The organism is Staphylococcus equorum (genome assembly GCF_029024965.1).
Lineage (GTDB): Bacteria > Bacillota > Bacilli > Staphylococcales > Staphylococcaceae > Staphylococcus > Staphylococcus equorum.
In genome coordinates, this window is sequence record NZ_CP118982.1 from 1,914,219 (window position 1) to 1,926,482 (window position 12,264).

At 33.2% G+C, this 12,264-nt stretch carries 9 protein-coding genes and 1 pseudogene; 3 read left to right on the forward strand and 7 right to left on the reverse strand.

Going from position 1 to position 12,264, the window contains the following annotated elements; genetic code table 11:
• Both opp3C and opp3b read right to left on the reverse strand, forming a co-directional pair.
• Positions 1 to 1,068 (reverse strand): oligopeptide ABC transporter permease, encoded by a 1,068-nt coding sequence (gene opp3C, locus PYW44_RS09210; RefSeq protein ID WP_069802042.1) that lies wholly within the window; start codon positions 1,066 to 1,068, stop codon positions 1 to 3.
• The gene (opp3b, locus tag PYW44_RS09215; RefSeq protein ID WP_021339489.1) at positions 1,068 to 1,994 is read right to left on the reverse strand and encodes an oligopeptide ABC transporter permease; all 927 of its coding nucleotides are present in this window, start codon (positions 1,992 to 1,994) and stop codon (positions 1,068 to 1,070) included. Before opp3b ends, opp3C begins: the two co-directional genes overlap by 1 nt.
• A 244-nt stretch (positions 1,995 to 2,238) precedes the next feature.
• Between opp3b and PYW44_RS09220 the strand changes: the two genes are divergently transcribed.
• Positions 2,239 to 2,613: a DUF3899 domain-containing protein gene (locus tag PYW44_RS09220; RefSeq protein ID WP_021339488.1), complete on the forward strand. Its 375-nt coding sequence runs from the start codon at positions 2,239 to 2,241 to the stop codon at positions 2,611 to 2,613.
• A gap of 55 nt (positions 2,614 to 2,668) precedes the next feature.
• On the opposite strand, the gene PYW44_RS09225 is transcribed toward PYW44_RS09220, so the two are convergent.
• From PYW44_RS09225 to PYW44_RS09235, 3 genes are all read right to left on the reverse strand, one after another.
• On the reverse strand, positions 2,669 to 3,901 hold the full coding sequence (locus PYW44_RS09225) for an MFS transporter (RefSeq protein ID WP_107520938.1): 1,233 nt from the start codon (positions 3,899 to 3,901) through the stop codon (positions 2,669 to 2,671).
• A gap of 268 nt (positions 3,902 to 4,169) precedes the next feature.
• On the reverse strand, positions 4,170 to 5,414 hold the full coding sequence (gene fabF / locus PYW44_RS09230) for a beta-ketoacyl-ACP synthase II (RefSeq protein WP_002508110.1): 1,245 nt from the start codon (positions 5,412 to 5,414) through the stop codon (positions 4,170 to 4,172).
• Positions 5,415 to 5,425: 11 nt separating this feature from the next.
• On the reverse strand, positions 5,426 to 6,367 hold the full coding sequence (locus tag PYW44_RS09235; RefSeq protein WP_002508111.1) for a beta-ketoacyl-ACP synthase III: 942 nt from the start codon (positions 6,365 to 6,367) through the stop codon (positions 5,426 to 5,428).
• Between the two features lie 227 nt (positions 6,368 to 6,594).
• On the opposite strand from PYW44_RS09235, the gene PYW44_RS09240 reads away from it, so the two are divergent.
• Positions 6,595 to 6,789, forward strand: a complete 195-nt coding sequence (locus tag PYW44_RS09240; protein WP_002508112.1) for a DUF2929 family protein — start codon at positions 6,595 to 6,597, stop codon at positions 6,787 to 6,789.
• Positions 6,790 to 6,892: 103 nt separating this feature from the next.
• Here PYW44_RS09240 and clpB read toward each other — a convergent pair whose 3' ends face one another.
• The gene (gene clpB, locus PYW44_RS09245) at positions 6,893 to 9,502 is read right to left on the reverse strand and encodes an ATP-dependent chaperone ClpB (protein WP_107520939.1); all 2,610 of its coding nucleotides are present in this window, start codon (positions 9,500 to 9,502) and stop codon (positions 6,893 to 6,895) included.
• A 289-nt stretch (positions 9,503 to 9,791) separates the two neighbouring features.
• Here clpB and PYW44_RS09250 point away from each other — a divergent pair, with 289 nt between their 5' ends.
• On the forward strand, positions 9,792 to 10,211 hold the full coding sequence (locus PYW44_RS09250; protein WP_069828069.1) for a nuclear transport factor 2 family protein: 420 nt from the start codon (positions 9,792 to 9,794) through the stop codon (positions 10,209 to 10,211).
• Positions 10,212 to 10,433: 222 nt separating this feature from the next.
• Here the strand turns inward: PYW44_RS09250 and PYW44_RS09255 are convergent.
• Positions 10,434 to 12,247: pseudogene (locus tag PYW44_RS09255) on the reverse strand (acyltransferase family protein).
• Between the last annotated feature and the right edge of the window lie 17 nt (positions 12,248 to 12,264).

Consider the following 12,264-nt stretch of genomic DNA (forward strand, 5'->3'; position numbering starts at 1 on the left):
TTATCTGCGCATTTTAGGATCAAATGCATCGCGTAATCCATCACTAAATAAGTAGAAGAATAAAATTAATAAACTTAATACTACTGCTGGTATAAATAATTCATGCGGGTGAATTAACAGCATTGCTCTACCTTCATTTACTAACGAACCTAACGACGTCTTAGGTGCCGGTACACCAATACCAATGAAGCTTAAGAACGCTTCGAAGAATATGGCATTAGGTACTGTAAACATAGAAGTTACTACGATAACGCCAAGTGTATTAGGTAAAATATGTTTGAATATTAATTTTAATTTTGATGCACCTAATGTTGTAGATGCTAAGACAAATTCTTGTGTTTTTAATTTTAAGAATTCACCACGTACTACACGACTCATACCAATCCAACCCGTAAGTGCCATGGCTAAAATGATGGTCCAAATAGATGGCTCGAAAATTAATACGAATAAGATAACCACGATCAGTGTAGGTATCGAAGCAACAACTTCTATAATACGCTGCATGACATTATCTATCCGTCCTCCAAAGAATCCAGATATTGCACCATACACAACACCTATAAATATATCTAGCAAAGCTGCTACCACACCAATGAATAATGATACTTGCGCACCTTGCCAAGTTCTTGACCATAAATCTCTACCTAATTGATCTGTACCAAACCAAAAGTTTTCTGTAACGCCTGCTTCTTTATAAGCATCGACACCTTTTGCGCCTTCACCATCAAATGGCAAAAATGGTACTTGATCTAGCACAGGTATTTTAGCTGGTAAGTTACGTCTATCTACATCTTGTTCTGCATAATCATGTGAACTTAATAATGGCCCAATCAATGCTAGTAGTACGATAAGGATTAAGCCAATCATCCCAACTACGGCCAATTTATTTTGTTTCAATTGCTTCCATGCATCTTGCCAAAAGTTTTTACTTTCTCTTTGCATTTCCGGTTCTTTTTCAATATCATTCTTACTTCTAATAAAATCAGATGCCGGTATACCTTCTGAAGTATGCGTCATAACTGCATTTGAATGATCATCTGTTAATTTTTCGTCTCTTTTATCAGCCATTATTTTTTACCCCCTTGTATACGGATACGCGGATCAATTAAACCGTATAAAATATCTACAATGAAAATGGAGACAATAAACAATGTACTGAATAAAATTGTTGTCGCCATGATAACTGGGAAGTCATTCGTAGTGATTGATCTCACGAATTGATCCCCTAATCCTGGCACACCGAAAATATTTTCAATTGTCAAAGTACCAGTTAAGATACTTGCTAACATCGGTACAATAATCGTAATAACCGGTATCAATGCATTTCGTAATGCGTGACCAAATAGTACTCTCATTGTTGAATTACCTTTTGCACGTGCTAACAAGATATAATCCGAACTTAAAACTTCTATCATCTCTGCTCTTATGTATCTTGCCACCGTTGCTAATACTGCTGCCGATAGTGCTAATGATGGCAGTATCGCGGTCGATATTCCTTCCCAACCTGCAACTGGTAACCATTGTAATCTAACTGCAAATACGTATTGTAGCAATACTGCTAAAACGAATGATGGTACTGATACTGCAATAACCGAAATGACGGTGGCTGTATAGTCGACCCAACTGTTTTGCCGTACTGCTGCTATAACTCCTAAAATCAACCCTAATATCACACCAATAACCATAGCTGTCAGTCCCATTTCAAGCGATGGTAATAATCTTGGTTTTATTAAGTCCCATACAGGTTGGTTATCATATTGGAATGAGTTACCAAAATCCCCCGTAACGACATTCTTTAAATAACTTGCATACTGTACAGGTACAGGTTCATTCAAACCATACTTTTCATTTAAAATTTGCTTCTGCTCTTCATTTAATTTTTCATCATTAAATGGTGAACCTGGCATAAGCTTCATTAAGAAAAATGTAATCGTAATGATTATGAATAATGATAAAATCATATATCCCAAACGCTTTAAAACATACTTAAGCATATTTTATCCCCCTTTAAATTCAGAATTAACATTCCCTTTGAAATATTCAGAATATTTATTAACATTATACTTTTACTTTACGTGTAAAGCAATATTGTTTTGCTTTACATTATTAAAGAATTTATTAACAATTTATTTTATAATCTTATACAAGTGTTGATATAATTGAATTTATAGAAGTTTATATTCATTTTTTAGTTATATTAAGTTACAATAAATTTATTGTATAATTGGAGGAGTTAATATGAAACGCATAACAAGTTTACTGATTTGGATACTTTTTACACCTTTACTTACTTTGTTAGTTTGGCTATTTGCTTCACATACATTAGTCCTATACATCAATACCTTTTTCTATATTTCCATTTCATTAGCTATCTTCTTCTTCATTATTATTGTTGTCCAAGAAGGTATTTTAGATCCTACAAGCTATGGTTTTAGAAGATTAAAATACCAACTTACTAACAAAAAACATAAAGACACACTCGAAAATGACGAGTTTTTCAAACCTACGCAAGCAAAAAAAGAAAATTATTTTGTTACGCCATGGGTTAAAATTGCATTTGCTTGTAATTTATTTTATTTATTACTCTCTATCGTAATTTCTTTTGCAATATAAAAGACTGCATTAGATATTGTTTATTTTTCAACAATACTCTAATACAGTCTTTTTATTATCTTGTTTCTATATTGGGATTAAAGAATAATGCATAGTAAAGTAAGACGAAACCGATTAATACAACTGTAGCAACATAGACTGACATCATCCATGGCAGTAAAAATGCCCCCAAAATCAATCCGAATCTAGATAATACATTGGCTCCATAATAAGATACCATGCCAAATGTAGAATAGGTACTGCGCTTGTCATCAGGTATCATTAAAAAGCGCTGCGCATTTTGAATCGGTGAATAAATTAATTCTCCTAACGTGGCAATGATTGCAAATAAACACAATATCCAAAATGCACTGGCTGACGTCAATACACTATAACCTATCGTATATAACACTATACCGATGATAAAGACAGTTTTTTTAGAAGTTTGCGCTATAAGTCGATTCACTGTAAAAGTTAACGTCGCTACCACAATCGTATTGATAATCATAATGACAGTAAACATTCTGACACCATCTATGTAAAATCCTAAAAAATGAAAAGCTTCAAACTCATCTTTTAATCTAACTACGACATATGAATTTAAACTGAGTTCTGCCATAAAAACTAACATCATTCCTAAATTAAAAATCATATAGTATTTATCTTTAAGTACAACATGATAACTATTCACAAAATGTTTAAAGCGAGATGTCAGTTCTTCTTTCTTATTATAAATTTGTGCTACGTCGTAATATTTTTCAAATAAATACCAACTCACTAACATAGCGAAGAAAAACATAATAAATAATAAATGCTTATGACCTAAGTATAGTAATGCACCTAACATCATCCCTATGGCCGTACTAATATTAAACATCCAATAATTGACTTGATATACATATTCCCTTACCTCTTCGTATATCGCATCCATGATGGCCGCATCAAAAATAGGTTGACTCGCCGCAAATAAAATTTCAAAAATAAATACTGTAGCACAAAAAATAATTAAACCGATACCATCCATAGTTACAGTTATACTTAATATAATTAAGCATATAGCATATAAGAAATGTATGTAATTAACGACTTTCTTCCTATTATAATTGTCGCCTAAGTATCCACCTAGAAAAGACACAAAAAAACTAACTACAATATTTGTGATTAAAAAAGCACCAGCAAAAATTGCATTTGTTTTGCTCGTTAAATATAAAGCCATAAAGGGTAAAATCGCTTGACTCGCTACATTCAAGATGAAATCTGCTATTAATCTTGTTTTCAAAGTGGTTGATAACGTCATAAATTTCTTCAAATTTCATCCCTCCTGACTGCTAAATTATTCCCATTATACATGAATCGTTTGTTCTGTACACACAATTTTCAAAATTAATATTTTATCATTATAAAGTTAATAAAAATAAAATTGTAGTCTAAGTACAAACTTAGAATGTGTATTAACACTGAAAAAATAAAACCTCAACCTAAAAAACAGCCGAAATCTTAATTTCGGCTGTTTTCATTAATTTATATTCGTCTTAGACATATTCATTTTAAATCTTTTTAAATAAAAGTTTATAGATTTAGTCAGCGAACTTTTTTAATACGATTACAGCATTATGTCCACCGAAGCCTAAACTATTACTCATCGCATAATTAATTTCTAAGTCTTCCGCTTTATTTGGTACAATATCAAGATCACATTCTGGATCTGGAGAGTCTGCATGAATTGTTGGCGCAATACGACTATCTCTAATAGAAAGTGCAGAGAATATTGCTTCTAATCCACCTGTAGCACCTAGTAAATGACCTGTCATCGATTTCGTCGAACTTATCTTTAATGATGCAGCAGCTTCTCCAAACGTATTTTTAATTGCTTGGATTTCTGTTAAATCTCCAACTGGTGTACTTGTACCGTGTGCATTAAGATATTGTACTTCCTTAGCCTCTATACCAGCATCATCTAAAGCAGCCTGCATTGCACGCGAACCGCCTTCGCCTTCTGGTGAAGGTGCAGTAATATGATGTGCGTCGCCACTAGAACCATAACCTACAACTTCAGCATAGATTTCTGCCCCACGCGCTAGAGCGGAATCAAGAGATTCAAGAACTACGATACCAGCGCCTTCGCCCATAATAAAACCATCACGACCTTCTTGGAATGGTCTACAAGCTGTTTCTTTATCGTCATTTGTAGATAAAGCGCGACTTGCACTAAAACCTGCTAATGCCATATGCGTTATAGGTGCCTCAGCTCCGCCTGAAATCATTGCGTCTGCATCTCCACGTTGTATAACTTTGAATGCTTCACCAATTGAATTCGTACCTGTCGCACATGCAGTCACTGTCGCACCATTAGGGCCTTTAGCACCTAAATCAATTGATACTTGCCCTGCTGCCATATCTGGAATAAGCATTGGTACAAAGAAAGGACTCACGCGTCTAGGACCACGGTTTAATAATTGGCTATGTGAAATTTCAAATGTTTCCATACCGCCAATACCAGACCCAATCCATACACCTATTCTATTAGCAGTATTTTCGTTAATGACTAATTTAGCATCTTGTACTGCTTCTCTAGCTGCAACCACTGCGTATTGTGTAAAACGATCCATACGTCGCGCTTCTTTTTTAGGCATGTGGTCTTCAATATTAAAATCTTTTAGCTCACTCGCTAAATGAACATTATAATCTGTTGTATCTACACGTGTAATGGTATCAATACCGCTTACACCGTTTAGAGCATTATTCCATGATGTTTTTGCATCGTTACCAAGAGGTGATAATGCTCCAATTCCTGTAATTACAACACGTTGTTCTTTGGTCATATTTTATCCTCCTATTTTCCCCATCTTAATGTTACAGCGCCCCATGTAAGACCGCCGCCAAATCCTACTAGTACTAGGACATCATCATCTTTAATCTTGCCATTTTCTAATTCTTGAGAAATACTTAACGGAATAGAAGCCGCTGACGTATTACCATATTTATCTACTGAAACACTCATTTTTTCTTTTGGAATGCCTAAGCGTTCTCGCGCTGATTCCATAATTCTTATATTTGCTTGATGTGGTACAAACAAGTCTACATCTTCAGGTGTTAAATTTGCTTTAGCTACTGCATTGTTAGACGCTTCGCCCATGATTCTTACGGCAAACTTAAATACTTCACGTCCATTCATAGATATTTTTCCATTTTCAGGATTTAAATATAGATATTTACCACCTGAACCATCTGAACCTAATTCGTAGCTTAAAATACCACGGCCTTCAGATACTTCTCCAATGACAACTGCGCCAGCACCATCACCAAATAAAATTGCAGTTGAGCGGTCTGTAAAATCAGTGATTTTAGATAATTTATCTGCACCAACAACAAGTATGTTTTTGTAGTCGCCTGATTGAACAAATTGCTTGGCATTTATCATGGCATACATAAAACCACTACATGCTGCAAGTTGGTCCATTGATGCAACTTTACCAATGCCTAATTTTTCTTGTAATATGTTAGCAACTGTAGGAAATGGAAAATCTCCAGTTGATGTTGCAACGATAATCATATCAATTTCTGATGCTTCGATATTCGCATCTTCTATCGCTTTTAAACTTGCATGATAAGCTAAATCTGAAGTTTCTTCATCTTCATCCGCCCATCTTCTTTCTTTAATGCCAGTCATTTGTGAAATCCATTTATCTGAAGTTTCTAAAAATGATTCAAAATAGGTATTGTCTACAACATTTTTAGGTGTGTATGCACCAAAACCTTTAATACCCACGTCCATGGTTGTACACCTTCTTATTTTTAATTTTAATACCAGGTATTAATTTAACATAATACACATTTCAAATACAAGAACAACACCTATCATATAAGATGTTTTACAGATTAATTATAATTTAAAGCTACTGTTATAACAATGTAAAACTATGAATCTAACTTTGCTACTATACAAATAGCGCTTTCTTATTTATAATGAACCTATATATATTATATTGGAGGCATTACATAATGAAATACCTCGCAACTTTATTTTGGTCTATTGTCTTATTGCAAATGATTAATTTTGTGCTTAATAGTTTAGCAGGCGGTGGCGAGCTTAATCTCATCACACCTATTGTAGGCGCGATATTTTTCACTATTATTATTGTATTATTTGAAATGGTTATTAAAGGCAATAATGATGATACAAAGGAACAACATTAGAACACGTCTATAATTAGACGCGAAAAAAATGCCAACAAAGTCAGAGACTTTGTTGGCATTTTTTGTACTAATTTTTAAAATTAAGTGTTTACTTATCAAACTCTTATTCATTGTTTGGTTTGATTTCTTCAAATATCAAACCATCATCCACTAAGTCTATGTTTACTTTTGTACCTTCTGTTAAGTTTTCTTTAATCATTTTGCGTGCCAGTGGTGTTTCAATTTGTCTTTGCACAAAACGTTTCAATGGTCTAGCACCAAATTGTGGTTCATAAGCTTCTTCACCTAGCCATGCTTTTGCTTTATCAGACACATCAATTGAGAGTCTTTGTGACATAAGTCTGATGTTTAATTGCGTTAATATTTTATCTACAATTAAACTCATATCGCCAATTGTTAATGGTTTAAAGAGTACAATATCATCCATACGGTTGATAATTTCAGGTTTGAAATATTGATTCAAGCTATTCATTACAGCTTTTTCAGTTGCATCAGTAATGACACCTGCATCTTTAACATTTTCTAATAGTACTTGAGAACCTATATTACTTGTCATAATAATAATTGTATTTTTAAAATCAACTTCTCGACCTTTAGAATCCGTTAAACGACCTTCTTCTAATATTTGTAAAAGCACATTAAATACATCTGAATGTGCCTTTTCAATTTCATCTAACAATATCACTGAATATGGATTACGGCGAACTGCCTCTGTTAATTGTCCACCTTCATCATGGCCTACATAACCTGGAGGTGCACCGATTAAGCGTGAAACTGAGTGTTTTTCCATATATTCACTCATATCGATACGAATCATATGTTTTTCAGAATCAAATAACGTTGATGCTAATGATTTAGCAAGTTCTGTTTTACCTACACCTGTTGGACCTAAGAATAAGAAACTACCAATGGGTCTATTGGGATCTTTAATACCCGCACGTGCTCTTACAACAGCGTCTGCAACTAAATCTACCGCTTTATCTTGTCCTACTACACGCTCATGTAAAATATCAGATAGATTTAATAATTTTTCTCTTTCAGTTTCAACAAGTTTAGATACTGGTATACCTGTCCAAGAACTAACAATATCGCCAATTTCTTCATCTGTAACAATTTCGCGAATGATGCGATCATTATCACCATTTTGTTCGTTTTGGAACGCATCTTCAAGTTCACGTAATTCTTTTTCTAATTCTGGAATTTTACCATGTTGTAATTCCGCTGCTTTTTCTAAATCATAATTATTTTCAGCATCTTCTAATGCTTTTCTACTTTCATCTAATTCTGTACGTTTTTCTTGTAGTTTTGCTATTTTACCTTTTTCTTCTTCAACACGAGATTGTATTGCATTTTGTTTTTCTTTTTCATTAGATAATTCTTGTTGCAATTCTTGTAAACGCTGTTTACTTAAATTATCAGATTCATTTTTTAAGGCGCTTTCCTCAATTTCTAATTGCATTACACGTCTATTGACTTGATCTAGTTCAGTAGGATTGGAACCCATCTCAGTGCGGATCGTTGCACACGCTTGATCCACTAAATCAATCGCTTTATCAGGTAAAAAACGATCTGTAATATAGCGATCTGATAATTCTGCAGCAGCTACGATTGCTTTATCTTGTATACGGACACCATGATACACTTCGTAACGTTCTTTTAGTCCACGTAAAATTGAAATTGTGTCTTCTACATCAGGTTCAGATACATTTACTTTTTGGAAACGACGTTCTAAAGCCGAATCTTTTTCAATATATTCTCTATATTCATTCAATGTTGTTGCACCAATACAATGTAATTCGCCACGTGCAAGCATAGGTTTCAACATATTCCCAGCATCCATAGCACCTTCTGTTTTACCTGCACCAACAAGCATATGAATTTCATCAATAAATAATAAAATTCTGCCATCTGAATCTTTCACTTCTTTTAATACTGCTTTCAAACGTTCTTCAAATTCACCACGATATTTAGCACCTGCTACAAGTGCACTTAAATCTAATTCGAAAATTGTTTTATCTAGTAAAGATTCAGGTACGTCTTTACGCACAATACGTTGAGCTAGTCCTTCAACAATTGCTGTTTTACCAACGCCAGGTTCACCTATCAATACTGGATTATTTTTTGTTTTTCTACTTAAAATTCTGACTGTATTTCTAATTTCTTCGTCACGACCTATGACTGGATCCATATTCCCTTTACGTACTTCTTCAACTAGATCGCGACCATATTTTTCTAATGCTTCATAATTTGATTCTGGATTTTGTGACGTCACGTGATTACCTCCTCTTATTTTTTTAATAATTTCTTCGATGACTTCTTTTTTGTTACCGACAAACTGTTTTGTTGTTTCATCAATTTCCATGGCAGAAACTATAAGATGTTCCATAGATATATATTCATCTTCATAGGAATTCATATAAAATTCTGCTTTATTTAAAAGTTCGTTTGCTTTAGGGCTGATGTATTGCCCATATTGAATGTTTTCTCCTTGAACCGATGGATATTTTTTTAATTTTTCATTATATGCATTAACAAGTTGTTCTGTATTAATATTTGCTCTTTCTAGAACACTTTTAAATAGGCTTTCATTTTCTTCAAGTGCTGCTTTAAGCACAGCTTCAATTTCTATATTTTGGTTCTCATTTTCTTTTGCCAATTCAACTGCTTTTTGTAAAGCACCTTGAACTGCATAGGTCATTTGATTAATATCCAAAATGATTCACCTCACCATTAAAAGTTTGATCAAAATAAATCAAGTTTGACTTTGACTTTCTTTGACCTTAATTTAATTATAGTCTTTTCCATTTAAATAATCAACAAATTAGTCTACATTTTAAAATTTATTTCACCTATTTATAAGTCAATGTCTATCAGTCTTTTGCCCATTTTTCACTACGCTTAAACACTGTTTTTCCCGCTTTTAAATAGCGTGGTAAAAACTTGATTAAAAAGTATATTCTGCTAGACTTCTTGTAACTTTACAATAAAGGAAGTGTCCAAAAATGACTGAAGAAATCAAAGTGCCTGTCCCACCTTTCAATGCACAGAGCGCCTTACAAAAAGTGAAAATGGCAGAAACTACATGGAATACTAGAGATCCAGAAAAAGTATGCTTAGCATATACAGAAGATTCAGTTTGGCGAAACCGTAGTGAATTTTTCGAAGGTCGTGAGCAAATTAAAGCATTTCTTTATAGAAAATGGGATAAAGAACTAAATTATAAATTAATGAAAGAATTGTGGTGCTATACTGACAACCGTATATCTGTTAGATTTGAATACGAATGGCGAGATGCAAGTACAAATCAGTGGATGCGTACGCATGGTAATGAACATTGGGAATTTAATGCTAATGGATTCATGACAAGACGTGATATGAGCGCGAATGATTACCCTATTCATGAAGCAGATAAAAAATATTGAAATTAAAATGTCCACTACATCATAGCGGTATTTTGTGACCACGTTTGACTAGTTAATACAACACTAGACAAAGACTACAGTTTGAAGCTATAGTCTTGGAAAGCATGCATAAAAATTATCGACAAAGCGTAAGACTTTGTCGACATTCTGAACGTCCTCAAAAATTGAGGGCGTTTTATTATTTTAATTATACACTTCCTCATATTACTTCTTGTTTATTCATCATTTTTTCGGAATTATATGTTTTAATATTTCATCAGTCATAGCTTCAACACCTGACTTTTCTAAATGAATACCATCTGGTGCAAAGTATTCAGAGTGACCTGCAGAACGTTTGTACCAATCGATGAGCATGACATTATCATGTTCTTTAGCTGCATCATTCATCAGCGCATTAACGTGACTTTCATAATTTCTTGGTACTCGTGTGTTTATTAAATAAACTTAGCACTACCAAATTTACCAATTAATTCATTTAATTGTTCTTTAGAAAAATCACCGTTTGTACCTAATTCTAATATGACTTGGTCATACTTTTTATTATATTGCCGTTCCACTAACGGTATAGCATCATATAAATTTCGTCCAACTTCACCGTCAATTTTAGCATTAGGCACACGCGAATTTAGATGTTGACCAATATCAACCATAACTGAATCACCAATAAACAACGGTTTTAAATCCGTGTACACTTTATTATCCTTATCCTTTTTAAAATTTGCATTACCTAAGAAATTAACATCATCTACTGGTATTGGATGCACTAAAGTTTTATCAATTTTTTCTGTATTAAAAGTCGTCTTTTTATTTGAATCTGTATCTTTACCTAAATGATCAAAAGCGCCTACAAAAACGAAGAGCGTTGGAATCACAATAAGAGTTAATATTACAGTTCTAATAAATCGAACTTTATTAAGCTTTTTAAACGTAAATATTTTAAAACCATTTTTCCTAAACGGTGTCTCAATATAACGATAAGATAATTCTGCGAAAATAGCTGTGAAAGTTAAGTCTATAATATAAACGTAAACAGGTATTTGACCGTCTACATAATAAGCATGTAAAAAACTAATAATTGGAAAATGCCATAAATATAAACTATACGAGCGTTTGCCAATATAGACAAACAAACGGTTACCAATAATTTTAGCGAAATAACCAGATGGATGTACTACGCTAATTATCACAAATAAAGTTAATGTGGATATTAAATAGAATCCTCCATTATATATCCAACTACTATCATCACTTACTTTGAAAAACACTAACAATAGTCCTAGTAAAGCGAACATGCCTATACTATCAATTATATTGCGCAAAATGATATTAGGGTCTTTTTTTAGTTTGAATGGAGGCCAAATAAATGCAAGGATTACCCCTAACAACATTGTCTGTAGTCTCGTATCAGTCCCAAAATACACACGAGAATGTGATGAATGTGGCCCTGAAATAATGACCATCGTCAATAAAGAAATGATTGATGTCGCTAAAAAAATCAAGATGACATTACGACGTTTTTTCATTGTTAAAAGCAACATTATCAAAATTACCGGAAAAAATATGTAGAATTGTTCTTCAATCGCAAGCGACCATAAATGTTTAAGTGGCATGAATGCAAACTGTTCAAAATAATTAACATCTGTTGCTATATACCACCAATTAGATACATAAAGAAATGCCGCAAATGCATCATGTTTTATGCTAACAATATGTTCAGGTTTAAAGATAAGTGTAGCCAATGTAACTACAAGTACTAATACGAAAACTGCAGGTATAAGTCTTTTAACTCGACGCAACCAAAATTGTTTCAAATTTATAATACCTGTTTCTTCATATTCTTTTAACAATAAACTCGTTATTAGATAACCTGATATAACAAAAAAAGTATCGACACCAATGAAACCACCAGATAACCATTGTTTATTTAAATGATATATGATAATTCCAATTACTGATATTGCTCTCAATCCATCTAGTCCTGGCATATAACGCGTATGCCGTTGTATACCATTACGCTGATTCAAATTATTTTTCATTTTATCTCAAACTTTCT

Bases quoted from the DNA above. Each gene is read 5' to 3' on its own strand.
- PYW44_RS09240 (WP_002508112.1), top strand. From the start codon at position 6,595: ATGAAATACCTCGCAACTTTATTTTGGTCTATTGTCTTATTGCAAATG.
- PYW44_RS09220 (WP_021339488.1), top strand. From the start codon at position 2,239: ATGAAACGCATAACAAGTTTACTGATTTGGATACTTTTTACACCTTTA.
- PYW44_RS09235 (WP_002508111.1), bottom strand. From the start codon at position 6,367: ATGGACGTGGGTATTAAAGGTTTTGGTGCATACACACCTAAAAATGTT.
- opp3b (WP_021339489.1), bottom strand. From the start codon at position 1,994: ATGCTTAAGTATGTTTTAAAGCGTTTGGGATATATGATTTTATCATTA.
- opp3C (WP_069802042.1), bottom strand. From the start codon at position 1,068: ATGGCTGATAAAAGAGACGAAAAATTAACAGATGATCATTCAAATGCA.
- fabF (WP_002508110.1), bottom strand. From the start codon at position 5,414: ATGACCAAAGAACAACGTGTTGTAATTACAGGAATTGGAGCATTATCA.
- PYW44_RS09250 (WP_069828069.1), top strand. From the start codon at position 9,792: ATGACTGAAGAAATCAAAGTGCCTGTCCCACCTTTCAATGCACAGAGC.